General features: G+C 58.9%; 21 protein-coding genes, 1 tRNA gene and 1 pseudogene. 13 read left to right on the top strand and 10 right to left on the bottom strand.

Annotated elements, in window-relative coordinates; all coding sequences use genetic code 11:
- Nucleotides 1–11: 11 nt before the first annotated feature.
- The 7 genes and pseudogenes from HX830_RS25815 to HX830_RS25845 all read left to right on the top strand — a co-directional run.
- A pseudogene (locus tag HX830_RS25815) lies at nt 12–195 on the top strand (phosphatidate cytidylyltransferase); the annotation flags it as partial.
- 463 nt (nt 196–658) lie between these two features.
- The gene (locus HX830_RS25820; protein ID WP_177103451.1) at nt 659–1,582 is read left to right on the top strand and encodes a hypothetical protein; all 924 of its coding nucleotides are present in this window, start codon (nt 659–661) and stop codon (nt 1,580–1,582) included.
- Nucleotides 1,583–1,627: 45 nt separating this feature from the next.
- Nucleotides 1,628–2,278 carry a LysE family translocator gene (locus HX830_RS25825; RefSeq protein WP_177103453.1) on the top strand — a complete coding sequence of 217 codons (651 nt, stop codon included), beginning with the start codon at nt 1,628–1,630 and terminating at the stop codon, nt 2,276–2,278.
- A gap of 409 nt (nt 2,279–2,687) precedes the next feature.
- Nucleotides 2,688–4,019, top strand: a complete 1,332-nt coding sequence (locus HX830_RS25830) for a cation:dicarboxylate symporter family transporter (protein WP_177103455.1) — start codon at nt 2,688–2,690, stop codon at nt 4,017–4,019.
- A gap of 46 nt (nt 4,020–4,065) precedes the next feature.
- A complete protein-coding gene (locus HX830_RS25835) occupies nt 4,066–4,692 on the top strand; it encodes a helix-turn-helix transcriptional regulator (protein ID WP_103499519.1) in 627 nt (208 codons plus the stop codon).
- Between the two features lie 88 nt (nt 4,693–4,780).
- The gene (locus HX830_RS25840) at nt 4,781–5,179 is read left to right on the top strand and encodes a RidA family protein (RefSeq protein ID WP_177103457.1); all 399 of its coding nucleotides are present in this window, start codon (nt 4,781–4,783) and stop codon (nt 5,177–5,179) included.
- Nucleotides 5,180–5,233: 54 nt separating this feature from the next.
- Nucleotides 5,234–6,205 (top strand): threo-3-hydroxy-L-aspartate ammonia-lyase, encoded by a 972-nt coding sequence (locus HX830_RS25845; protein ID WP_103499521.1) that lies wholly within the window; start codon nt 5,234–5,236, stop codon nt 6,203–6,205.
- A gap of 134 nt (nt 6,206–6,339) precedes the next feature.
- Here the strand turns inward: HX830_RS25845 and HX830_RS25850 are convergent, their stop codons facing one another.
- The 3 genes from HX830_RS25850 to metE all read right to left on the bottom strand — a co-directional run bounded on the left by HX830_RS25850 (nt 6,340) and on the right by metE (nt 9,852).
- A complete protein-coding gene (locus HX830_RS25850; protein ID WP_103499522.1) occupies nt 6,340–7,071 on the bottom strand; it encodes a CbtA family protein in 732 nt (243 codons plus the stop codon).
- Nucleotides 7,072–7,086: 15 nt separating this feature from the next.
- Nucleotides 7,087–7,299, bottom strand: a complete 213-nt coding sequence (locus tag HX830_RS25855) for a CbtB domain-containing protein (protein WP_103499523.1) — start codon at nt 7,297–7,299, stop codon at nt 7,087–7,089.
- 264 nt (nt 7,300–7,563) lie between these two features.
- Complete coding sequence (gene metE / locus HX830_RS25860; protein WP_177103459.1) at nt 7,564–9,852, bottom strand: 5-methyltetrahydropteroyltriglutamate--homocysteine S-methyltransferase; 2,289 nt, start codon at nt 9,850–9,852, stop codon at nt 7,564–7,566.
- Between the two features lie 204 nt (nt 9,853–10,056).
- On the opposite strand from metE, the gene yghX reads away from it, so the two are divergent.
- Nucleotides 10,057–10,944, top strand: a complete 888-nt coding sequence (yghX, locus tag HX830_RS25865) for a YghX family hydrolase (protein ID WP_177103461.1) — start codon at nt 10,057–10,059, stop codon at nt 10,942–10,944.
- Between the two features lie 279 nt (nt 10,945–11,223).
- Here yghX and HX830_RS25870 read toward each other — a convergent pair whose 3' ends face one another.
- Complete coding sequence (locus HX830_RS25870) at nt 11,224–12,555, bottom strand: aminotransferase-like domain-containing protein (protein ID WP_177103463.1); 1,332 nt, start codon at nt 12,553–12,555, stop codon at nt 11,224–11,226.
- A gap of 92 nt (nt 12,556–12,647) precedes the next feature.
- Here HX830_RS25870 and HX830_RS25875 point away from each other — a divergent pair, with 92 nt between their 5' ends.
- Nucleotides 12,648–13,544, top strand: a complete 897-nt coding sequence (locus tag HX830_RS25875) for a DMT family transporter (RefSeq protein WP_177103465.1) — start codon at nt 12,648–12,650, stop codon at nt 13,542–13,544.
- A 132-nt stretch (nt 13,545–13,676) separates the two neighbouring features.
- Here the strand turns inward: HX830_RS25875 and fabF are convergent, their stop codons facing one another.
- On the bottom strand, nt 13,677–14,945 hold the full coding sequence (gene fabF / locus HX830_RS25880; RefSeq protein WP_177103467.1) for a beta-ketoacyl-ACP synthase II: 1,269 nt from the start codon (nt 14,943–14,945) through the stop codon (nt 13,677–13,679).
- A 114-nt stretch (nt 14,946–15,059) separates the two neighbouring features.
- On the opposite strand from fabF, the gene HX830_RS25885 reads away from it, so the two are divergent.
- On the top strand, nt 15,060–15,533 hold the full coding sequence (locus HX830_RS25885; RefSeq protein ID WP_103499529.1) for a winged helix-turn-helix transcriptional regulator: 474 nt from the start codon (nt 15,060–15,062) through the stop codon (nt 15,531–15,533).
- A gap of 21 nt (nt 15,534–15,554) precedes the next feature.
- On the opposite strand, the gene HX830_RS25890 is transcribed toward HX830_RS25885, so the two are convergent.
- Together HX830_RS25890 and HX830_RS25895 are read right to left on the bottom strand one after the other, a co-directional pair.
- A tRNA-Gln gene (locus HX830_RS25890) sits at nt 15,555–15,629 on the bottom strand.
- Between the two features lie 149 nt (nt 15,630–15,778).
- The gene (locus tag HX830_RS25895) at nt 15,779–16,534 is read right to left on the bottom strand and encodes a helix-turn-helix domain-containing protein (protein WP_177103469.1); all 756 of its coding nucleotides are present in this window, start codon (nt 16,532–16,534) and stop codon (nt 15,779–15,781) included.
- A 113-nt stretch (nt 16,535–16,647) separates the two neighbouring features.
- Here HX830_RS25895 and HX830_RS25900 point away from each other — a divergent pair, with 113 nt between their 5' ends.
- From HX830_RS25900 to HX830_RS25910, 3 genes are all read left to right on the top strand, one after another.
- Nucleotides 16,648–17,286: a YebB family permuted papain-like enzyme gene (locus HX830_RS25900; RefSeq protein ID WP_177103471.1), complete on the top strand. Its 639-nt coding sequence runs from the start codon at nt 16,648–16,650 to the stop codon at nt 17,284–17,286.
- Nucleotides 17,287–17,462: 176 nt separating this feature from the next.
- On the top strand, nt 17,463–18,083 hold the full coding sequence (locus HX830_RS25905; RefSeq protein WP_177103473.1) for a LysE family translocator: 621 nt from the start codon (nt 17,463–17,465) through the stop codon (nt 18,081–18,083).
- A 136-nt stretch (nt 18,084–18,219) separates the two neighbouring features.
- Nucleotides 18,220–20,118, top strand: a complete 1,899-nt coding sequence (locus HX830_RS25910) for a HAMP domain-containing methyl-accepting chemotaxis protein (RefSeq protein ID WP_177103546.1) — start codon at nt 18,220–18,222, stop codon at nt 20,116–20,118.
- Nucleotides 20,119–20,144: 26 nt separating this feature from the next.
- Here HX830_RS25910 and HX830_RS25915 read toward each other — a convergent pair whose 3' ends face one another.
- The 3 genes from HX830_RS25915 to HX830_RS25925 all read right to left on the bottom strand — a co-directional run bounded on the left by HX830_RS25915 (nt 20,145) and on the right by HX830_RS25925 (nt 23,267).
- Entirely contained in the window at nt 20,145–21,098 is a 954-nt protein-coding gene (locus HX830_RS25915) for a sensor domain-containing diguanylate cyclase (protein ID WP_177103483.1), read from the bottom strand.
- Between the two features lie 3 nt (nt 21,099–21,101).
- Entirely contained in the window at nt 21,102–22,100 is a 999-nt protein-coding gene (locus HX830_RS25920) for a response regulator (protein WP_103494958.1), read from the bottom strand.
- A gap of 192 nt (nt 22,101–22,292) precedes the next feature.
- Nucleotides 22,293–23,267 (bottom strand): GlxA family transcriptional regulator, encoded by a 975-nt coding sequence (locus HX830_RS25925; RefSeq protein ID WP_218171394.1) that lies wholly within the window; start codon nt 23,265–23,267, stop codon nt 22,293–22,295.
- Between the last annotated feature and the right edge of the window lie 83 nt (nt 23,268–23,350).

Here is a 23,350-nt window from a genome sequence, read left to right on the forward strand (position 1 = left end):
TGCCCCCGCCAGCGGCACTGATCGCGCTGCTGGTGTTTGCCGATGGCATTGTCATGTCGGCGATCAAGGGCGACCGTTGGGTTAAGGACTGGGGGCCATATGATCGAAGGCCATGGTGGCATGCTCGACCGGCTGGACTCGGTGTGCTTCGTCGCACCGACCTTTTTTCATCTGGTGCGCTACTGGTGGACGTGAGGGGGGGGGTTATGACTGGCCCACCAACAAATGCCATGCCAAACAGACTATAGATCATGTTCCGATCTGCGCCTATGTGCTCACACTCCATAGGAATGCAAATCCACGATCGAAGCCTGGATGTTGTGTACGCAGATTGCGTTTGCGAGTCGCTGGCAAACTTTATCACCAAGAAAACGTTTACAAAATATTTTTAGCATATTAAGCTTTTTCGAAGTGAGAAGAGGGTCTTCTCATCAAGGGAGCTGCATCTCAGTGAAGGGAATGACATGTCATATGCTAATTACCGCCGTTCAGAACGCCTAGAATTCTGACACCCCCCCTACTTGTTTTTATACCCCACATCCATAGCGAGCAATTTGCAGCGCGCGATGTCTCGAGCATGGAAAAGTGACTCAGTTTCAATAACATACGAAAAGTCTCACACCACAAAACGCATCAGTCAATAAAAAATGGAGCGGTAATGATCAATGAACAGTTTCAAGTAAGCGAAGATCAGGTGATAACGTTTCGTAGGCAGGGCTTTCTTTTCCTGAAAGGTTTTTACAACAAAGATATAACCGATTATTTGAAATCAACCATTGGCGAGCGCATCTCTGCGCCTACTGATAAATATCAGAGCGGTTTTAGCCGTTTGGCATTTGACATGTATGACGGCGACCCGATGATTGCCAGCGTTATTCAAGATGATCATTTCAAACATGTCATGAACACGTTGACGGGCAAAACCTTGTTTTTTGCCCAGGCGCTTTCCTTCGAGCTGGAAAAAAATAAAAACAAGGGTTTCCCTTGGCATATCGGCACGCAAAGTTTCGGCTATCACCAAGCGGAAGACTATGGCTGCACAGTCTGGGCGCCCTTGGTAAATATCGATCCCAAAGGACAACGCGGCGGTCTGGCGTATATCCCTAAAGACGCCGTATCAGGTGCATTCATGTATGAACACATCGATCCTTCAATCTTCCAACTGCTGTCGGAACGTATTGAGCGGGGTGAGGAGACCACCATTGATGAGTTCATGCATCTTCGTGATGGTCCTTTGAATGATCCGGCGATTAAAAAGCTGCTGGATCACTTTGCCGTCGAGGACGAATTCGAGGTGGGTGACGCGCTCATTTTCGACAAAAATGTGATTCACCGGAGCATCATGCTGGAAGATGGCCCGATAGACTCGCGCGCAGCGTTCGTCATGCGTTTCTTCTGCGAGACCAGTACCTATGACTATCGGCGCGCTCACGACCTTGAAATTCCCCGCGAGCATTTCAAATACTCTGGTCCGACGCGGTTTCACTTAGAAGTGGCAAAGGAACAAGGCGAACTTCTTGTTAACAGCCCGTTCTTTAAAGGCCAAGAGTACCGTTCGCTAAAAACCTCGAAAACAAGCTGATTTATCACAAGGGCTTAAGCTCTTTTTTATACGTGGAGATAGACAGTGGAAGAATATCTTTTTTACGTGACGATATCATGCTTGACGATCGCCAGTCCGGGTCCTGGGGTGTTACTGACATTAACAAACTCACTCACCTATGGATTGAAGAATGCTTTGCCTGGAATTCTTGGAGTAGCCCTCGGCATGGGGGGGATCTCCATCATTGCGGCAAGCAGTGTCGGAGCGATTATTTCCAGCTCCGCCTGGATGATGAACATCGTCAAATTACTGGGGGCTGCTTATCTGATCTACCTGGGATTGAAGCTGCTGCGATCCAAGCCGAAACTTCAAAACACCCTCAATGATATAACACACTCTGAATCCCTTCCCAGTGTGACAGCCCGATTCAGGCAGGTTTTTTTCGTTTCGATGCTCAATCCCAAGCCAATTGTTTTTTTCATGGCTCTTTTTCCGCAATTCATAAAAGCAGACCAACCGTTCGCACCTCAATTCACCTTACTGGCATCCACATTTTGCACACTGGTATTCTTGATTCACTTCGTCTATGGATATATCACCACCTCAGCCCGGCAAAAAATATCTCTTGGCAGAGGCTTTTTGATCATCAATAGAGTTGGCGGCATTGTGTTTATCTGCTTCTCAGCCGCACTGATTCTCTCCATAAACGTTAACTTAATAATCAACAGCGTGTAAAACACTCGGCCCTGCCCGCTCCGAAATATAAAATTCCGAACTCATCCAGGCGACTTTTTATTTCGCAACACAGGCAATTTCATCAGAAGAATACACGCTTTATAACGCCTGGTTACAGCAGCCACTGAGTGCCAGGTTTTTCTGTATCTTTCAGGCGGATGGTTGTACCACAAAAATCAGCAAACGACCGTTATGGGTAGACGCTGTTGAAAAATCGGACTGTCAGCTTTCCTGAACTCAGGCCCAACCACCGCCTGTCCAGCCATTTTTTCAAGATATAACATCCAAAACCTGGACATTTTGATTATTTTTAGATATTTTGCCACCCCCCAAGAGAGTCTGCTCAGAACAATAAGCAGCGCCGTATCGACGTATTTCTGACTTCTGCCACCCTGATTGGAGTGCTGTAATGTCAACACCTTCATCCGCTGCAAACACAGGTTCACCGCTGATCTACTCGCTGACCTTCCAGTTATTCATTGGGTTGCTGCTTGGCACCTTCATAGGAATTATCTGGCCGCATTTCGCCGCACAGCTCAATCCGCTGGCCAGTGCTTTTGTCAAACTGATTAAAATGGTTGCAGGCCTAATCGTATTTCTTACCGTAGCCAGCGGGCTTTCTCAGATCAGGAAAGGCGCAGGTCTTGGGCGGCTGAGCGTCGTTACACTGATATATTTTGAGGTTATCAGCACCATAGCGCTGGTGTTGGGATTGCTGCTGGGTAACGTTTTTAAACCGGGTGCAGGTCTATCGATCCCGGCAGATGGTGCTACAACCGTGGCATCGTTTGCTCAAGCCGGCCAGGCGTTGTCTACAGTCGACTTTTTGCTTAATGTCATTCCCAAAACTGTGCTTGATGCGCTGGCGGGTGGAGCGATGTTGCAGATCCTGCTGGTCGCTCTGCTGTTTGGTTATGCATTATTTGCACTGGGTGAACGTGCCGAACCCCTGGCAGAAAATCTCCGTTTGTGGACTGAAGTCAGCTTCAAGGTGGTCAGTGTTATTCTGCGTTTTGCACCTATCGGTGTCTTTGCCGCGGTAGCATTTACGATAGGAAAGTTCGGACTTGCGGCACTAGTGCCACTGATCAAGATGATCGGTCTGGTGTATCTGGGGTGTACGTTGATGATTCTGCTGGTGTTCGCCAGTATTGCGCGGCTCACCGGATTCAGCCTGTGGAGGTTCATCAGGCTTATCCACAAGGAACTGATTATCGCCTTTACAACAACCTCATCGGAAGCGGCGCTACCGGGTTTAATGACCAAACTCCAGGAAGCGGGTTGCAGCAAGAACGTTACCGGATTTGTAGTGCCCGCCGGATATTCATTCAACCTGGACGGGTCATCCATTTATCTCACAGTGGCGGCTCTGTTCATTGCTCAGGCAGCTGGACTTGATCTGGGCTGGTCTGAGCAGTTGTCGTTATTGTTGGTATTTCTGCTGACCTCCAAGGGGGTTGCTGGCGTGAGCGGAGGAGCCTTCGTAACACTGGCCGCTTCCCTAACGATGTTCCCAGACATCCCATTAGCTGGCCTTGCCCTGATTCTGGGTGTCGACCGCTTGATGGACACTATGCGCACACTCACCAACGTTCTAGGTAACGGGGTCGCGACCATGGCTATCGCCCGATGGATGGGGCAACGCAACGGCGATGACCAGGCGCACGCCGCGCGGACAGAGTCAGATCTAATGTTTCAGCCGACGTCAGATTCCATCCCAACGTCCAATCCGGTCGCCTGAATAGTTATCTGAACCTATCCATTCATCACCGGCATGAGCTTGCACCATGAGCGCAAAAAACGACGAGTCCACCAATATCCTCAAGCAACTGGGGCAGATTGCACAGGGGCTGGGTGAAACATTCGCGCCTTTTTGCGAAGTGGTGGTACATGACCTGCAAGACCCCAGTCACGCCATTCATACGATTCACAACAACCTTTCGGGGCGCCAGGTAGGCGATCCGGCAACCGAGCTCGGCCTGGCTCGCATTGCTGATGCGCATTATCCGCAAGTGATCGCCAACTATGCCAACCGCTTTCCTGATGGTCGGCAGGCCAAGAGCACCTCAATAGGGATCAAGGACTCGAACGGCCGGTATGTCGCGGCACTGTGCATGAACCTAGACTTGAGTCTGTTCCAGAGCATGCAAAGCGCGATGGGGCAATTCACCAACGTGGTCAAGAATGGTGTTACGGAAAACCTGGACACCAGCAATGCTGACGCCATTCGCCAGCGTATCGACGAGTTCGCCGCGCGTCAGGCTACGACACCACGCGCACTGAAGGCCGAAGACAAACGTTTGTTGCTTCGCGAACTGAAGGGCACCGGTTATCTGGAAGTACGCAAGTCAATGGAGGTCATCGCCCAGCATTTGGGCGTGTCCCGCGCGGCTGCCTATAGCTACGTGAAATAACCCTGGCCGGTCTCGTACCGACAGTAGGCCAGAAATTTTTTGCCCAAGTGAGGGGCTGGTTCTCCTCGACCTGAATAAAGGTATCGCCATGCTTAATCCCGCTATCCAATGCGCTAATAGCAGCTCCATCCGCCCTCCTGCGGGGCACTATTCTCATGTTTGTATCGCCGGTGGATTTGTGATTATTTCTGGTCAATTACCTATCAACTCCGCGGGACAGGCATTGGCAGACCAGAGTTTCGAGGAACAAACTTGGCAGGTCCTGAGCAATCTTGAACATTGTCTAGTCCGGGCAGGCATCGACAAATACAGCCTAGTGCAGGTACGCGTCTATGTTACCGATATTGATCAATGGCCAGCTTTCAATCGGCTCTACGAGCAATGGTTAGGTGATCACCGTCCCGCACGATCCGTTGCGGGAGTGGCTCAATTGCATTTTGGTTCAGCCGTAGAGGTGGAAGCCATGGCACTTGCGGCGACTGCATAAGCGTATTAATTGCACACACGTCTAAAAACTCTCATATCAAAAAGCGAGGCCCCCATGACCACGACGCAGCTGATGCTCTCTACCTATCAAGACGTCCTTGACGCCGCCGAACGTATCCAGGGCCACGCTCATCGCACTCCGGTGCTGACCTCACGTACGCTGAACGGACAACTGGGTGCAGAGGTTTTTTTCAAATGCGAGAACTATCAGCGCATGGGCGCATTCAAGTTCCGCGGCGCGTTCAATGCAGTAGCTCGCTTCAACGAGCGCCAACGCAAGGCCGGGGTCGTGGCATTTTCTTCCGGTAACCACGCCCAAGGCATCGCATTGTCTGCACGTATCCTGGGTATTCCCGCGACCATCGTGATGCCCCATGACGCTCCGGCCTCGAAAATGGCAGCGACACGCGAATACGGAGCCAGTGTGGTGCTCTATGATCGTTACAGCGAGGACCGCGAAGCCATTGGTCGAAACCTGGCTGAGGAGCATGGCTACACCTTGATCCCATCCTATGACCACCCGGATGTCATCGCTGGGCAAGGGACGGCGACCCTGGAGTTATTGCAAGAAACCGGCCCGCTGGACGCGCTATTCGTCTGTCTCGGTGGCGGTGGACTGTTGGCGGGAGCTGCCTTGGCAACCCGCGCACTGTCACCTGACTGTAAACTTTACGGTGTCGAGCCGCAGACGGGGAATGACGGTCAACAGTCGTTTCGCAGGGGCGAAATTGTACATATCGACACACCGGACACCTTGGCAGACGGAGCCCAGACTCAGCATCTGGGGCACTATACATTCCCAATCATTCGCCGCGACGTTGATGACATCCTGACTGTCACGGATGCCCAGTTGATCGAGGGTATGCGTTTTTTTGCCGAGCGCATGAAGATGGTCGTGGAGCCGACCGGATGCTTGGGGTTGGCCGCTGTACGTGAAATGGGCAAGGCGCTGGAAGGTAAACGTGTCGGTGTGATCGTGAGCGGAGGCAATATTGACCTGGATCGGTACGCCCGGTTGCTGGCGTAGCCTTTAACGCTGACGTTGCGAGTCGGTTGCGCCGGTAAGCCGCTCGCGCATTGACTGGCAAGGCTCTGGAAGGGGCGGAACAGAGGGATGACAGGGTTCAAGCAGTGCCGTTTGCACGGCACCGCTCTTCAACTTCAGGCGCGGGTGGAGAACCCGGGCAGATTCAGCTTGCGCTCGGCCAACCAGCCAAACGTCAGGCCTACGGTGGTCCAGAGCACCAGCTGGATGCCCAGGGAGGCCACGCGGAACTTCCACAGCAGGACCGCCGAGAAAGCCTGCGGCACTTCATTGATGGTCGGGAACAGAGCACCGGCAACCGCCATGATCAGAATGTACAACCCCACCGCCAGGATCGAGCCGCTCCAGATGCCGAGGGCCGGGATCAGCTTACGCGCGGCATTGATCGCAATCACCGCCGCAATCACCGACACCAGCAACATCAGGAAGAACAGCTTGGTGCGCTGCGCGATGGTTTCCGGATCGCCAATTGACGGCGGATTGGACGGGTATTTCAGCCCGGGCACCAGAATCAGCGTGACGAAGGCCGCCAGCGCCAGTAGCGCAGCCAGGCCACGCGGGCCGATCTTGCCGACACGCCCAAGGGAGTAGGCAAACACCAGGGCGAAGATCCCGCCCAGGGAAACGCTGTACACCACCACACCGGTGAACAAACCGAACGTGCTCTGCACCTCGCGGCTCACCAGCTCCTCTTCTTCCGGAGCATCACCGTGCATGTGCGCCATGTGTTCTTCGAAGGCAATCGCCTTGTCGATTTGCGGCTCACCAAACACTTTGGCAAAGCCAAAGGCAAGAATGCCGGCGAGCAAGCCCACCAGCATACCGCGAATCAATAATTGACCGGTCATGTCATGTTCCTTGAATCAGTGGCAGGGGAAACCAAGCAGGTGGCGTCCGTCGTGCACGAATTCGTGGACATACATACCCTTGAACAAAGCCGTCGCGCCCTGCTCCGCACCGACGAAATAAATCGCCAGCATCAACAGCAGGCCGCCAAAAATGGCCCAGGGAAGGATTTCGCCCAACGGAATGGTGGGCAGGGAAACATCGGTCTGCGTAGCAGCGTTATAAGCCATATGAACCTCCAGGGAAGACGCGTCCCAGTACGGATTACGGATTGGAGAAACAGGGTCTGGCTTACGCCTGATAAACAGACGAATACAGTGGCGCGACCGCGCCGGATTTCAACCGGCTTCCTGTTTCTGAACGAGTTGTAAAACGCTCTAGTGAAAAAGCGATAGAACCCCGGCAGTGTACGCACTCCGGCTGACAGCAGCCATAAAAAAGCCGGAGCACGCTGACAGACTCCGGCAGGTACTTCAGGCGCAGGGCTTAGCGCATTACGCCAATTCTGCACGCAGTTGGCGGGCGGCGCTGACCATATGCACCAGGGCAGCCTCGGTTTCCGGCCAGCCGCGGGTTTTCAGACCGCAATCCGGGTTGACCCACAGACGCTCGGCGGGAATACGCTGGGCGGCCTTGCGCAGCAGGTTGGCCATTTCCGAAGCATCCGGAACCCGTGGCGAGTGGATGTCGTAGACGCCCGGCCCGATTTCATTCGGGTAAGCGAAGGCTTCGAACGCCTCCAACAGTTCCATGTCCGAACGCGAGGTTTCAATAGTGATGACGTCGGCATCCATGGCCGCAATGGACTCGATCACATCGTTGAACTCGCTGTAGCACATGTGGGTATGGATCTGGGTTTCGTCACGCACACCGGACGCGCACAGACGGAAGACCTCGGTGGCCCAGTCCAGGTAGTGCTGCCATTGCGCCCGGCGCAGCGGCAGACCTTCACGGAACGCCGCTTCGTCGATCTGCACGATCTTGATGCCAGCGCTTTCCAGGTCCACCACTTCGTCACGAATGGCCAGGGCCAGTTGACGGGCCTGCACTTCACGGGACACGTCCTCACGGGGGAAGGACCACATCAGCATGGTCACGGGACCGGTCAGCATGCCCTTCATCACCTTGTCGGTAAGGCCCTGGGCGTAGCGGATCCACTCCACGGTCATGGCTTTCGGACGGCTCAGATCGCCGAAGATCACCGCGGGTTTCACGCAACGGGAACCGTAGCTCTGGACCCAGCCAAAGCGGCTGAAGACATAACCCTCGAGTTGCTCGGCGAAGTACTCGACCATGTCGTTACGCTCGGCTTCACCGTGCACCAACACGTCCAGGCCCAGGCGCTCCTGGAACTCGACAGCGTGGCGAATCTCGCTCTGCATAGCTTCGGTGTATTCGGCTTCGCTCAACTTGCCTTGCTTGAACGACTGACGCGCCAGGCGGATGGCCGCCGTTTGCGGGAACGAACCGATGGTCGTGGTCGGGAACAGCGGCAGATTCAGGCCGGCGCGCTGCTTCTCGATACGGGTAGCGAACACCGAGTGACGCTGGCTGTCCTTGACGGTGATCGCGGCAACACGAGCTTGCACAGCCGGTTTGTGGATGCGCGGCGAGGCGGCACGGCTGGCTTGAACCGCACGGCTCCTGGCCAGTGCTTGCAGGACTGGAGCCGCTTCGGGTTCGTTGATGCCACGGGCCAGAATCGCCACTTCTTCACACTTCTGCACGGCAAAGGCCAGCCAGCTCTTCAGTTCGGCGTCCAGCTTGTCTTCACGGCCCAGGTCGACCGGACTGTGCAGCAACGAACAGGAAGGCGCGACCCACAGGCGATCGCCCAGGCGCTCATTGGCATGTTGCAAGACCGCCAGGGCTTTTTCCAGGTCGCAACCCCAGACGTTACGGCCGTTGACCAGGCCCAGCGACAGTACCTTGTAAGCAGGCAGGCGATCGAGGATGGTCGGGTATTGCTCAGGGGCACGAACCAGGTCGATGTGCAGGCCGTCGACCGGCAGATTGGCCGCCAGGCCGAGGTTCTCTTCCAGGCCACCGAAGTAGGTGGCAACCAGCTTCTTCAGTGGATCGCGCTGAATCAGGTTATAGGCCCGCTCAAAGGCGTTTTTCCATTCCTGCGGCAGGTCCAGGACCAGGATCGGCTCGTCGATCTGCACCCACTCGACGCCTTGGGCCGCCAGGCGCTGGAAGATCTGACCGTACAGCGGCAACAGGCGATCGAGCAGATCGAGCTTGTCGAAATCGCCACCTTTGGCCTTGCCCAGCCACAGGTAGGTCAGCGGACCGATCACCACCGGCTTGACGTTGTGACCCAGTGCCAGTGCCTCTTCGACCTCTTCAAACAGTTGGTCCCAGCCAAGCTGGAACTGCTGGTCGGCGCTGAACTCCGGCACCAGGTAGTGGTAGTTGGTGTCAAACCACTTGGTCATTTCCTGGGCATGGGCACCGCCGCAGCAGCTGTCGCTGACGCCACGGGCCATGCCGAACAGGGTTTGCAGGGAGATCTTGCCGTCGTGCGGACGGAAACGCTCCGGGATCACACCGAACATCAGCGAATGGGTCAGCACCTGGTCGTACCAGGCGAAGTCGCCGACCGGCAGCAGCTCGACGCCGGCTTTCTTCTGCAGGTCCCAGTGGGCCTTGCGCAGCTCGCTGCCCACGGCACGCAGACCCGCTTCGTTCAGTTCGCCTTTCCAGAAGGCTTCTTGAGCTTTCTTCAGCTCGCGGTCGCGGCCAATGCGCGGAAATCCTAGAGAATGGGCCAGTGCCATGACAAAAAACTCCAATATGTTTGATGGGAGCCATTGTCGACATTCAGCACATACTGAGACAAACTCATTTTAATATTGATGATCACAAGTTTCACTCATGATCATAAATCAATATTACCCATATGAAAGCCGCTCAAGCCCGAATACCCGCCTTTAGGTTCTACACTGGGCCGTAACCCGGACCACTCGAAAGGTAGCGCCCAGATGGAACGTCTCACCGCGAAAGACTTTGCCCCTGAACTGCTTGAGCTGTATGACTACTATGTCCACGGCAAGATCAACCGCCGGGAGTTTCTTGATCGTGCGGCAAAGTTCACCCTCGGTGGCCTCGCCGCCAGCAGCCTGCTGGCGGCGTTGAGCCCGAACTATGCGCTGGCCGAACAGGTGCCGTTTACCGACCCGGACATCCTCGCCGAATACATCACCTACCCCTCCCCCAAGGGCAACGGGCAAGTGCGTGCCTATCAGGTGCGTCCGGCCAAGGCCAGCGGCAAGGTGCCCGCTGTGGTGGTCGTGCATGAAAACCGTGGGCTCAATCCCTATATCGAAGACGTTGCCCGGCGGGTGGCCAAGGCCGGATTTATCGCCCTGGCCCCGGATGGCCTGTCATCGGTCGGCGGCTATCCCGGCAATGACGAAAAAGGCCGGGAGCTGCAACTGACCGTCGACCCGGAAAAGCTCATGAATGACTTTTTCGCTGCCATCGAATGGCTGATGCACCACGACAGCACCACCGGCAAGGTCGGCATCACCGGCTTCTGCTACGGCGGCGGGGTCGCCAATGCCGCCGCCGTGGCCTATCCGGAACTCAGCGCCGCGGTGCCCTTCTATGGCCGTCAGCCAAAGGCCGAGGAAGTGGTGCGGATCCAGGCGCCCCTATTGCTGCACTACGCCGAACTGGACAAGGCGATCACCGACGGCTGGCCCGCCTATGAGCAGGCATTAAAAGCCGCCGGCAAGGTCTATGAGGCGCATATCTACGCCGGGGTTAACCACGGTTTTCACAACGACTCCACACCGAGATACGACGAGGCGGCCGCCAAGCTGGCCTGGGACCGGACCCTGGGGTGGTTCCGGCGCTATCTGGTCTAGGGGGTTATGTCGGAGAAATCGTGGCCAGGAGGCCAATCGCAATTGTCAGTATGAGAAATCCACCCAGGAACATCGCCATCTTGGCCATAAGGCCTCCTCGACTATAAGGTCAGCGCATAACGCGGAGTGCGTAATGAGTTTACGGAGCAGAGCAAACAGAGGTCGTGGCCCGGCATCACAGGCCGTAACCCCGGGCATCTGCACAAGGCTGATCCGTAGGTTCATTGTCGGTCGTGGGCCGAATACATTACAGAGGCAGATAACGATGAAAAATACGGATCAGAACAGCGGGCCGAGCACCCGCTGCACTTTCACCAGCGCCACCCGAAGGGTCTCCATGTCCACGGAACCCAAGGCCAGGCGGATCGCATGCGGCACCTGCACGGAGGTCGCAAAAGGCTCGGCGGTGGACACCGAAATCTGTTCGCGCATCAGCGCCATGGCGATCTGATCAGCCCGCGCCTCTTCCGGCAGGGGCAGCCAGAGAAAGAACGAAGACCGATGGCGAACGGTGTGCAGGCCGCCCAACAACTCGTCGGCCATGGCCTGCCTGGCCTGGGCATCCTTGCGCTTTTGCACCTCGAGCCGGGCAACGGTGCCATCCTCGATCCAGGCGGTGGCAATCGCCGTCAACACCCCCGGCGTGTTCCAGGTGGTCACCCGGATGGTGCGCTCCAACGCCGCCACCCGCGATATCGGTGCCGCGACAAACCCCACCCGCAAACCGGCGGCCACGCTCTTGGACAGACCGGAAACGTAGAGCGTCCTTTCCGGCGCCAGCTCGGCTAACGGCGGCGGCGCTTTCTCCGCCAGGTAGGCATAGGCCGCATCCTCGATAATCAACAGATCATGCTGACGTGCAATCGACACCAACTGTTCGCGCTGATCGGCCGCCATCACCCAGCCCATCGGGTTGTGCAGGGTCGGCATGCTGTAGACGGCACGCACCGGACGGCTGCGGCAGAGCTGCTCCAGGGCATCGAGATCCGGCCCCTGGTCGGTAAGGGGAATAGGCACGATCTCAAGGTGCAGGGCCTGCGCCAACACCTTGAATCCGGGGTAGGTCAAGGCGTCCGCGGCGATCACATCCCCGGGTTGCAGAAACGCCATCAGGATCACCGTCAAACCATGCTGGGCACCGCTGACAATCAGCACCTGCTCGGCCGTCACCCTCAACCCACGCGCCGCCAGGTGACGGGCGACCGCTGCCCGCTCGTGCAGGCGCCCGGCATGGGGGTGGTAGAGCAGCAAGGACTCCAGGTCGCCGGACAACGCCAACTGGCGCAAGGCCGTGCGCAACTGCTCGGCCTGCCCCGGCGACGAGGGATAGTTGAAGTTGAGATCGACCATCCCCTGGGTAACGTCGGGCTGGTCGATGCCCAGGCCGGAAGGCAGGGACGTCTCCCGGACAAAGGTGCCGCGCCCCGTTTCCCCGCTGACCAGGCCCATGGCTTCAAGCTCCCCATAGACCCGACTGGCCGTCACCAGGGCCAGACCGTGGGTGGCGGCCAACTGGCGATGGGTGGGCAGGCGAGCGCCAGGCGGCAAGCGCCCCGAGCGGATATCGGCGGCAAAAACGTCAACCAGTGATTTATACCGGGAACGGGGCATCGGCAGATGTATCCATGACAATATTTTGATTGTATCAATACTCAGTCATAGCATGCGCCTCAAGCAACCCGAACCTTGAGTGTGAAGCGAAAATGGAACGAACCTCGCCCCTGAACACCCCAGCGCTGGCCAAAAATACCAGCGGCTGGCTCAATGGATTTATCGGTGTGTTGATCTTCAGCGGCTCGCTACCCGCGACACGGGTGGCGGTGCTGGAGTTCGACCCGGTGTTTCTGACCGTGGCCCGGGCGAGCATCGCCGGGGTTCTGGCGCTGTGCCTGCTGTTGCTGTTCAGGGAGAAGCGCCCTGACCGCAGCCAACTGCTGTCCCTGCTGGTGGTAGCCATCGGCGTGGTGCTCGGCTTTCCGTTATTGACGGCACTGGCCTTGCAGTACGTGACCTCGGCGCACTCCATTGTTTTCCTCGGTTTGTTGCCGCTGGCAACCGCGGTCTTCGGTGTACTGCGCGGCGGCGAGCGGCCCCGGCCGGTGTTCTGGTTCTTTTCCGTGCTGGGGAGTCTGCTGGTGGTGGGGTTCGCCGTGTCCCAGGGACTGAGCGCCTCGCCCCGGGGCGATATCCTGATGCTGCTGGCGGTGCTGGTCTGTGGTCTGGGTTATGCCGAAGGGGCGAAACTCTCACGGACGCTGGGAGGCTGGCAGGTGATTTCCTGGGCGCTGGTATTGTCGCTGCCGGTGATGCTCCTGCTGACGGGATTGCTCACACCCGCCTCGTTCACGGGGATCAGCCCACCGGCCTGGTTGAGCCTGGCGTATGTCTCGCTGTTCAGCATGCTGATCGGTTTTGTGTTCTGGTATCGCGGGCTGGCCCAGGGCGGGATTGCCGCCGTGGGACAGTTGCAGCTTTTGCAGCCGTTTTTCGGCTTGGCCCTGGCGGCGACTTTACTCCACGAGCACGTCAGCCTGGGCATGCTGGGGGTCACGGTGGCGGTGATTCTTTGCGTGGCCGGCGCACGGAAATTCTCCAAGTAAACGCCGTCCCTTGTAGGAGCCTGGCTTGCCAGCGATAAGGCCCTCAAGCCCTGCATCGATCATCCGGCCGCCATCGCCGGCAAGCCGGGCTCCTACATTGACCGCGTTGACCTGAAGACGGTATCTCCAGCCCTACACCCAGCGCTTGAACAACACGCTGGCATTGACCCCACCAAAACCGAAGCCATTGGAGAGCGCGTACTCCATGGGCAACTGCCGGGCCTGACCACGAATCAGATCAAGACCTTCGGCGAGCTCATCGGGGTTATCCAGATTGAGCGTTGCCGGCGCCACCTGATCACGCAACGCCAGAATCGTGAAGATCGCCTCGATCCCACCCGCAGCCCCCAACAGATGCCCCGTGGCGGATTTGGTCGAACTGATGGCCGGACCACCCGCTGTCCCGAACACCGCCTTGATGGCCGCCAACTCGCCCTTGTCGCCCACTGGGGTCGAGGTGGCGTGTGCATTCAGGTGCTGGACCTGGGACGGCTCGATACCGGCCTGGCGCAATGCCTGCTGCATGGAGCGCCGAGCACCGTCGCCATCTTCCGGGCCGGCAGTCATATGGTAGGCATCGGAACTGGTGCCGTAACCCACCAACTCGGCGAGGGGTTTGGCACCGCGGGCCAGGGCATGCTCCAACTCCTCGATCACCAGCAGGCCGGCGCCCTCTCCCATGACAAAACCATCGCGGGCCTGATCGAAGGGCCGGGAGGCGAGCTGCGGCGTCTCGTTGTAATCACTTGAAAGTGCCCGGGCCGCCGCGAACCCGGCCAGGCTGACCCTGTGGATGCAGGCTTCCGCACCACCGCAGACCGCCACGTCGATCTCCCCCGCACGGATCATCCGGGCCGCATCGCCGATGGCCTGGACGCCGGCGGCGCAGGCGGTCACCGGAGCACCCAATGGCCCCTTGAGACCGTAGCGGATCGAGACGTGACCGGCCGCCATATTGCTGAGAAACGAAGGGATGGTGAACGGCGACAGACGCCTCGGTCCCTTGCTGTCCGTGGTGCGCACCGCTTCGGCGATGGCGGGAAAACCGCCGACACCGGAAGCAATGATGGTTGCCGTGCGTTCCTGCGCCTCCGGGGAAGCGGGAGCCCAGCCGGCCTGGGCCAGGGCCTCATCCGCCGCCGCCAGGGCGAACAGGATGAAACGGTCCATCTTGCGCTGCTCCTTGGCCGCCAGCAGCTGATCCGGATCGAAGCCGGCTTCCGGGTCCTGGGCACGGTCCTGGACCTGGCCGCCGATACTGATCGACAGGTCGCCGATCAACTCCGCCGGCAACTGTCGGATACCGGACTGGCCGGCCAGCAGGCGCTGCCAGACCTGTTCGACTCCACAGCCCAACGGGGTCAGTGCGCCCATGCCCGTGACGACAATGCGTTTGCTCATGACGATCCAACTCCTTCCGTTTCTTGAGTGAGGTAATGGCTTGTGGACGCTACTATCATCATGAAAGTAACATACCCGCCTCACAAATATCCGCGCGCCCCGACAGGAGCCCCCATGCAACGCAAGACCCTGAGCCATGCCGAATGCCCGGTAGCCCGCAGCCTTGAGCGCGTGGGCGAGTGGTGGAATATCCTGATCATGCGCGATGCCCTGCATGGCCTGAAACGCTTCGACGAATTCTCCCGCAGCCTGGAGATTGCCCCGAACATGCTGACCCGGCGCCTGAATGGGCTGGTGGATGCGGGCCTGCTCGAACGTCAGCCCTACAGCCAGCGTCCGCTGCGCCATGAATATGTGCCGACGGCCAAGGGCGAGGATTTTCGCGTGGTGCTGATGGCGTTTGTCGAATGGGGCAATCGCCATTACGCGCCGGAAGGCGAAAGCGTGCAGATCGTCGAACGCGGGAGCGGACGACCGTTGCAATTGATGATGGCGGATATCGCCGATGGACGTCCGGTGCCGTTGGACCGTAGCACAGTGCAGGCCGGGCCGGCTGCCAGTGAGCAGATGCGCCAGCGGCTGGCATGATCTTAGGTACGAGAAGGAAAATGGCAGGGGCGGCTGGATTCGAACCAACGCATGGCAGGATCAAAACCTGCTGCCTTACCGCTTGGCGACGCCCCTGTAGCTGTTGCGACGAATGCTTGACACTCGCTTTTGATCTTGCAGCTTGCGAACCCGAGAAGGGTCACTGCAGGAGTGCGCGGAAATTTATCAACTTTCGCCTCGCCTGGGAAGCCCCAAGGTAAACAAATTTGTTTTAAAACAGCCACTTATTCTTGAGCGCGGTCGGGTACTCGCCGTTTGAGCTTTCTGAACGCCTGTGGCTCCCAGACACGCATGGCCAGCAGCAGCGCCGTGCCGCGCTTCTCGGACAAGGGTGCGCTCAGGGATTCGCTGTGAAGCGCTGCCAGCTTGCCGCGCAACCTGTGCATTTCGACCTGCAACTGGGCGTACGCCGCCTTCGTCAACATGCCATGGGCAAAGTCCAGGGTCTCGTCAGCAAGGTCGAAGCGGCTGGCCATAAAATCGGGTAGCCCCTGTTGCACAAAGAAGTGCCGGATAGGCCCGTCCGGCAGCCAGTCAAAATCTCGTGCGACAAGCAGCCGGATACGGTTGCCCGGCTTCAGATCCGCAAGCCCCATCCGCTCCAGCACCAGCAAGTGCTTGATGCACTCGGCCTTCGACAGGTGATAGGCCGACACCATGTCCTCCAGTGACCATTGGTTCAACGCACACACGGCCACCAACAGCAGCTTCTCATTTGAGACCAGTTGCGCTTCCTGTTCATGGGTCAGCATTTGCAGACGCGGTGCCGATGCTTCGGACTCCTGAAGCAGTTCCGCCATCGTCAGCCCCAGCAGGTCACAGAACTGGGCAAGGCGCTCGACCGTCAGCCGTCCGCTGGCCAACAGCCGTTTCACGCTGGGTTCCGAGAGGTCCAGCGCCTGGGCAACGTCGCGATAGGTCATTCCCGCTGACTTGAGGCGCTGCTTGATCGTCGCGATGAGCTGGGTAATTGGAGTCATTAAGTATTGGAATCCGATACTGAAGGTATCAGCATAAGGAAATACAAAGGATAAAGGTGTGAAATATGCACCCTCCCCCCATACTGGCCCTTCAAGAGAACAAGGAGGCCAGCATGTCCATTAGCAGCGCAATGAACAGCGTCATACGTTCGAAGGGGGTGCAAGGAAGTGCGCACGTCGAGTTGCCTGTCGCAGGACCATCGGTGGGCGATCTGCAAATCGGCGACCTGGTTTTTATCCGCGTCACCGCGCGCCCCTTCCTCGAAGTGGCCAACGCCACGAACTCATGGACCAACCATGTAGGCGTCGTCGTCGGTAACCGTGGCGATGACCCCCTGATTGCGGAGAGCACTTTTCCTTTTGCCCGAACCACGCCGATGACGCGTTTCCTGGAGCGCTCCGAGCACGGACGCTGCGCAGTCGCGAGGCTGACAGCGCCGCTCAATGAGCGGCAGCGCAGCGAGCTGGTGAGTGCAGCTGAGCGTCGGATGGGGACCTTCTACGACACCGGTTTCAATATCAGCTCACGACGCCAGTTCTGCTCCCGCTTCGTGCGTGAAGTCATCCAGGAGGCGACGGACATCCAGCTCGGCGACGTGGAGACGTTTGCCACGTTATTGCAGGATAACCCCGATCCGAAGCTTGCCTTCTGGCGCTTCTGGTACTTCGGCCGGATTCCATGGCAACGGCATACCGTGACGCCGGCAAGCGTACTGCGAAGCCCGCATTTGCGCGTCATTTTCGACGCATAAGGAGATGCCTTGGGAGCAGCGCAACCTTGCGCAAAACGGGGTTGTTGATGCCGACCTACCGTACACCTGCGTGACAAGTCTCAGGTACAGATCAGGAAAGCCTTTGGCGCACTGGCATCCGGCCAAGGCTTGACGTTATTGTCGAGCTTTCCCGCCTCTCGATCCCGGAGCCTGCCATGAACCTGCCGACGCTGATCCTGTTTATACCGGCGTGCTTCGCCCTGAACATGGCTCCTGGCCCGAACAACCTGCTCTCGGTGAGCAACTCGACCCGTTATGGCTTTCGCACCTCTTGCCTGGCGGGCTTCGGCCGCTTGCTGGCATTTGCCGGCATGATCGCCCTGGCCTCCGCGGGCCTGGCGGTGGTGCTGCAGACCTCGGAGCTGCTGTTCTATGGCATCAAGATTCTCGGCGCGGCCTATCTGATCTACCTCGCCATCCAGCTCTGGCGCGCCAACCCCGATGCCGCCACCCGCGCCCAAAGCGCCCCCGCCAGCCTGCGCGCCCTCGCCCGCCAGGAGTTCCTGGTCGCGGCCGGTAACCCAAAAGCCATCCTTATCTTCACCGCCTTCCTCCCCCAGTTCATCGACCCGACCCAGGGCATCTCCGCCCAGTTCGCCGTACTCGGCGCCCTGTTCCTGATGCTGGAATTGATCGCCATCAGCGCCTACGCCTATATGGGTGTGCATATGCGTCGCTGGTTCGCCGAACCCAAGGGCAAGCGCCTGTTCAACCGAGGTTGCGCGGTGCTGTTGTCAGGGGCGGCTTCGGTGCTGCTGATGGCGCGCAGAGCCTGAGCATTCCCGAGCGCCCCGCCTCCACACATCAAGCTTTGAGTGTTCCGGCCGATCTAACCTGTTAGAGGGCGGAAAAGCCCTCATATTTACGGTTTGATATGGAGGAGATTGCTCAATGCTTGCACCCATCAACAGGATGCTGGAAAACATCAGCGTCAGGACCAAGCTCGCCATAGGATTCGGCGTGGTCATACTGCTGACCCTGTTGATTGCAATCACCGGTTGGTTGGGTATCCAGTCACTCAGCAACCGTAGTGACCGAATTCTGGATATCGCCAAGCTGAACGATCTGGCCAAGGACGTGCGCATCGGGCGCCTGTCCTACACACTGACCGCCGACCCACAGCATGCCGCGAACGTGGTCAAGCTCCTGGACAGTCTCGACAGCCACCTTGCCGAGAACCGCTCGACCTTCGTGGCCCCGCGAGATCTTGCGCAGATCGAATCTGCCGGCGAATCGGTCAAACGCTATCGCACGCACTTCAACGATTTCAGCCAGGCCATCCAGGCCCGCGATGCGACGCGCGCCGTGTTTGGCAATCATGCCGACGCCGCCGTGGCCGAACTGCAAAAGCTCAAGGACAGCGCCGCCTCGGCGAGCGGCAATCAGGCCCAGATCGACGCCGTGGTCAACGCGCAGATGCTGGTCCAGCAGGCAAGGTTTCAACTCCGAGGCTACAGCTACAGCCTGAAAGCCGAGCTTGAACAACCAGCCAAAGAGGCCATCGACCAGGCCGGCGCTTATATAAAGACCCTCAACGAGTTGCTGCCGTCGGCCCCGCCTGAAAGCCTGCAGCGCCTGCAACAATCAATGGCCGGCTATCGCGCCACCGTCGGCCAGTTCGCCGAGGCCCAGGTCAGGGCGGAAAAAATCCAGGCGCTGCTCAACGATGACATCGCCACTCTCTTCGCGGCGAACAAGCAATTGGCGCAGAACCAGGCCGAACAGAGTCTCGCTGACGTCCTCAACGCCCGCAATTGGCTGGCAGGTGCCTTTCTCGCCGCCTTGCTGCTCGGCATCATCGCGGCCTGGACCATCACCCGCCTGATCGTCGGCCCGTTGATGGAAACCCTGCGTCGGGCCGAGCAGGTGGCCGCCGGCAACCTGAGCGCCAACGTCACGGTGTCACGTCGCGACGAACTGGGTGCACTGCAACTGAGCATGCAGCGTATGACGCTCAACCTGCGGGAATTGATCGGCGGCCTGCGTGAAGGCGTCATACAGATTGCCAGTGCCGCCGAGGAACTGTCGGCGGTCACCGAGCAAACCAGTGCCGGGGTGAACAACCAGCGACAGGAAACCGACCAGGTCGCCACGGCCATGAACGAAATGGCCGCAACCGTCCAGGAAGTCGCGCGCAACGCCGAACAGGCCTCCACGGCCGCCGTCAGCGCAACCCGTGAAGCCCGCGAAGGTGGCGAAGTGCTTGGCCAGGCCATGAACCAGATCGACAAACTGGCTAACGAGGTCAATCACTCAACCACCGCGATGGGTGACCTCAAGCAGGAAAGCGACAAGATCGGCAGCGTTCTCGATGTCATCAAGTCCGTCGCCCAGCAGACCAATCTGCTGGCCTTGAACGCCGCGATCGAAGCGGCGCGGGCCGGAGAAGCCGGGCGCGGCTTCGCGGTGGTGGCCGATGAAGTGCGTAGCCTGGCACAACGGACCCAGACCTCGACCGAAGAAATCGAACAACTGATCAGCGGGCTGCACAACGGTACCGAAAAGGTCGCCAGCAGCCTCGAGAGCAGCCGCACACTGGCGCAAAGCAGTGTCGAATTCACGCGTCGGGCCGGCGTTTCGCTGGACGGTATCACCCAGTCGGTCCAGGCCATCGAATCGATGAACCATCAGATCGCCACTGCCGCCGAGCAGCAGAGCGCGGTGGCGGAAGAGATCAACCGTAGCGTGACCAACGTCCGCCAGATTTCCGAACAGACCTCGGCAGCCAGTGAGGAAACTGCAGCGTCCAGCATCGAACTCGCCCGGCTGGGGGTTCACCTGCAGACGCTGGTAGGAAAATTCACACTCTGAGAAATGGCAGAGCGGATCGGGTCGGTTTACTCGTAGACTGTCACCCGATTACGCCCGCCCTTCTTCGACGCATACAAGGCCTGGTCCGCCCAGGCGATCAGGTCGGCATGACTGATTGAAGGCAGGCTCAGGTCAGCCACCCCCAGGCTGATGGTGAAGCGGATGCTCTGGCCTTCGTGCACAACTTCCAGGGCTTCGATGGCCTTGCGCAAACGCTCGGCAAAAAAGCGCGCCCCGGCCTTGTCGGTATCCGACAGCACCACGCCAAACTCCTCGCCGCCATAACGCCCGGCCACGTCGCTGTCGCGCACATGCTCGCGGACCAGATCGGCCACGTGCTCGATGACCTTGTCCCCGGCCTGGTGGCCATAGGTGTCGTTGACCCGCTTGAAGTGGTCGATATCGAACATCACCAGGCTCGTGGCATTGCCATAGCGCTGGTTCCGGGCATAGGCGGCCTTGAGGCTTTCCTCCCAGTGCCCACGGTTGTACAGGCCCGTCAGGCGGTCGGTGCTGGAGAGTTTCTGCAACTTGGCATTGGCCGCCTGGAGCTGATGGCGGTTGGTGGCCACGTCGGTGACGTCATAGATCACCAGGCAGATATGGGTGATGGTGCTGTTGGTGGAACGCAACGGCAGCAACGTGGTGTTCTGGTACATGAAGTCTTCCTGGCCGGTGATCGGCTGGTAGTTCTTGAACCGCACCAGGTAAGGCCGCTGCTCCCAGATGGTGAACGCCGGCGTGCCCAGGGTCGCGACACTCTCCACCTTGCGGCTGAACCATTCGCGATCGACTTCGGGAAACAGGCTGAAGAAGGACTGGCTGCTGGCGTCCTTGGGCTGCACCCCGGAACGGTTTTCCATAAAGGTGTTCCAGACCTGCACGCAATAGTCGCGGTCCAGTACCACCACGCCGACGTCGATGCTCTGGACAATCGCCAGCAACCAGTGAAACTCGTTCAGATCGAGAGTGTCGTTCATGGCTCAGCTCATCAGGTAGGCGAGTTTGTCGGTCAACCGCTGGATGGAGTCTTCCGTGAACAACAACAGCAAGTCGAAATGAATATCGTGCCCTTCCAGGCTGTAGCTGATTTCTACCGCCAAGGTCTTTTTCCAGCGCTGCTGGTTGACCCGGATCAGTTCGTCGATGGCCGCGTGCTGCCCGAGAATCTGTGGGTGGCCCTGGGAAAACACCACGTCGATCTGCTCGGCAATACTGCTCAGGCAGGCGCCAATCAGCACGCTGGAGAGGTCCAGCAACATTTCCAGATCCGAATACTCGGTGCCCTGACGCTGCATCAACTGCGCCATGTCGGCGATTTCCGAGTCATGGAACATCAGCAGGGCTTCGCCGGCAATGCCGCTGCCGATAAAGCCCTGGCAAATGGCGGTGAGCTGGTTGCCGTTGCCGGCATCCATCAGCGCCATGTGCAACTCGCCCACTTCGAGGATATTCACGTTCGGCACCGGCAAGTGCACGAACACCCCCAGCACCTTGGCGATCAGCGCCGCCGCACGACCGATGGCCACGTTGACCGTTTCGCGAAAGGCATCGCGAAAGCTGATTTCGGCCGTCGGTTCAGGGCGAGCGGCCAACGGCGCCGGACCGGGGGCATTGAGCAGCCCCAGTCCGTCGAGGGTCTCGCGCAGCTCGTCCTGGTCGAAAGGCTTTTTCAGGAACGCCAGCGCCCCCAATTCGTGCACCCGGCGCACGGCCTCTTCCTGGACGTCACCGGAGATCACGATCACCTGTGCCTGCAACCCTTCGGCACGAATCGCCGAGAGCACCTGATAGCCATCCATTTCCGGCATGGTCAGGTCGAGCAGCACCACTTGCCCCAAACCCTTGCGGATGGCCTCCATCCCCTGCCGGCCATCGCTGGCCTGGGTAATCGAGACCTGCCACTCTGCCGGCAGCGCCCGTAAAACCTGCTTACGGGCCATGTTGGAGTCATCACACACAAGTAGGGGAATCACTGACACAGACCGGTGCTCATCTTATTGGGGTATCAGGGAAAGCATTAATGGCATGATGCCATAAGTTTTACAAAACATGCTCAGCGTATAGGTTTTATTGAGAACTACGTCCGATATTCCAACAGCTTAGGCGCAATCGAGCCTCAGGGGATGGCTTAGGTCAACTAAGTGGATCGACGGTGTCACCCAACGGGCGTTTTATGGCCGCAGCGAAAAGCGCTCGCGATAGGCCTGGGGCGTGATGCTCATGGCCCGCAGAAAGCTGCGGCGCAGGGTTTCCTCGCTGCCGAAACCACAGCGGGTGGCAATCCGCTTGATCGGCAGCGCGGTGTCGCTCAGCAGGCGCCGGGCGGTTTCCACACGGATCTGCTCGATGGCCCGGGCCGGCGTCTGCCCGGTTTCGGCGCGGTAGTGACGGACAAAACTGCGCTCGCTCATGCCCGCCTGCTGCGCCAGGATCGGGATCGACAGGTCCTGCGCCAGGTGCTCGGCGATCCAGGCCTGCAAGTCGCCAAAGCGGCTGCCGGCCTTCTGCAAGGACAAGGTGGCGCTGAATTGCGACTGCCCGCCCGGACGTTTCAGGAACACCACCAGATGCCGGGCGACCTCCAGCGCCACGGGGCGCCCCAGGTCCGCTTCAACCAGGGCCAGGGACAAATCGATGCCTGCCGTCACCCCCGCCGACGTCCAGACCGGGCCGTCGTTGATAAAAATCGGATTGGGCTCGACCCGCACCCGCGGGTACTGCGCGGCCAATTGTTCGCAGCGGGTCCAGTGGGTGGCCACCCGCCGCCCGTCCAGCCAGCCACTGGCCGCCAGCAGGAAAGCCCCGGTGCAGACCGAAGCGACCCGGCGTGCGCAACTGGCCTGCTGGCGTACCCAGGCCACCAGCGCCGGGTCCTCGGCGGCCGCGTAAGTCCCCCAACCACCGGAGATGATCAGGGTGTCGCACGACACCCCCGTCGCCGGCAAAGGCTCAGCCACCAGGGCCAGCCCCGCCGAACTCATCACCGGTTCGCGCTGGTCGGCAATGACGCTCACGGCATAAGGCAGCGGCAGGCCCTCGGCACGGGCCAGGTCGTTGGCCGAGGCAAAGACCTGCAACGGCCCCGTGACATCGAGCACCTGCACATTGGGAAAGGCCAGGATGCGGATCGTTCTGGGGGTATTCATGGGGATTGGCGTGAAACGTGGGGTCAATGGCGGATACGCCAAAGCCTACGAAACTAAAGTAGGTTCGTCCAGCCTCGCCGGAC

This window comes from Pseudomonas gingeri (genome assembly GCF_013385425.1).
Taxonomy (GTDB): domain Bacteria; phylum Pseudomonadota; class Gammaproteobacteria; order Pseudomonadales; family Pseudomonadaceae; genus Aquipseudomonas; species Aquipseudomonas gingeri_D.

Excerpts from the sequence above, each read along its gene's own strand:
- HX830_RS25820 (WP_177103451.1), top strand. The coding sequence starts at position 659 with ATGATCAATGAACAGTTTCAAGTAAGCGAAGATCAGGTGATAACGTTT.
- HX830_RS25830 (WP_177103455.1), top strand. The coding sequence starts at position 2,688 with ATGTCAACACCTTCATCCGCTGCAAACACAGGTTCACCGCTGATCTAC.
- HX830_RS25835 (WP_103499519.1), top strand. The coding sequence starts at position 4,066 with ATGAGCGCAAAAAACGACGAGTCCACCAATATCCTCAAGCAACTGGGG.
- HX830_RS25840 (WP_177103457.1), top strand. The coding sequence starts at position 4,781 with ATGCTTAATCCCGCTATCCAATGCGCTAATAGCAGCTCCATCCGCCCT.
- HX830_RS25845 (WP_103499521.1), top strand. The coding sequence starts at position 5,234 with ATGACCACGACGCAGCTGATGCTCTCTACCTATCAAGACGTCCTTGAC.
- HX830_RS25850 (WP_103499522.1), bottom strand. The coding sequence starts at position 7,071 with ATGACCGGTCAATTATTGATTCGCGGTATGCTGGTGGGCTTGCTCGCC.
- HX830_RS25855 (WP_103499523.1), bottom strand. The coding sequence starts at position 7,299 with ATGGCTTATAACGCTGCTACGCAGACCGATGTTTCCCTGCCCACCATT.
- metE (WP_177103459.1), bottom strand. The coding sequence starts at position 9,852 with ATGGCACTGGCCCATTCTCTAGGATTTCCGCGCATTGGCCGCGACCGC.
- yghX (WP_177103461.1), top strand. The coding sequence starts at position 10,057 with ATGGAACGTCTCACCGCGAAAGACTTTGCCCCTGAACTGCTTGAGCTG.
- HX830_RS25870 (WP_177103463.1), bottom strand. The coding sequence starts at position 12,555 with ATGCCCCGTTCCCGGTATAAATCACTGGTTGACGTTTTTGCCGCCGAT.
- HX830_RS25875 (WP_177103465.1), top strand. The coding sequence starts at position 12,648 with ATGGAACGAACCTCGCCCCTGAACACCCCAGCGCTGGCCAAAAATACC.
- fabF (WP_177103467.1), bottom strand. The coding sequence starts at position 14,945 with ATGAGCAAACGCATTGTCGTCACGGGCATGGGCGCACTGACCCCGTTG.
- HX830_RS25885 (WP_103499529.1), top strand. The coding sequence starts at position 15,060 with ATGCAACGCAAGACCCTGAGCCATGCCGAATGCCCGGTAGCCCGCAGC.
- HX830_RS25895 (WP_177103469.1), bottom strand. The coding sequence starts at position 16,534 with ATGACTCCAATTACCCAGCTCATCGCGACGATCAAGCAGCGCCTCAAG.
- HX830_RS25900 (WP_177103471.1), top strand. The coding sequence starts at position 16,648 with ATGTCCATTAGCAGCGCAATGAACAGCGTCATACGTTCGAAGGGGGTG.
- HX830_RS25905 (WP_177103473.1), top strand. The coding sequence starts at position 17,463 with ATGAACCTGCCGACGCTGATCCTGTTTATACCGGCGTGCTTCGCCCTG.
- HX830_RS25910 (WP_177103546.1), top strand. The coding sequence starts at position 18,220 with ATGCTGGAAAACATCAGCGTCAGGACCAAGCTCGCCATAGGATTCGGC.
- HX830_RS25915 (WP_177103483.1), bottom strand. The coding sequence starts at position 21,098 with ATGAACGACACTCTCGATCTGAACGAGTTTCACTGGTTGCTGGCGATT.
- HX830_RS25925 (WP_218171394.1), bottom strand. The coding sequence starts at position 23,267 with ATGAATACCCCCAGAACGATCCGCATCCTGGCCTTTCCCAATGTGCAG.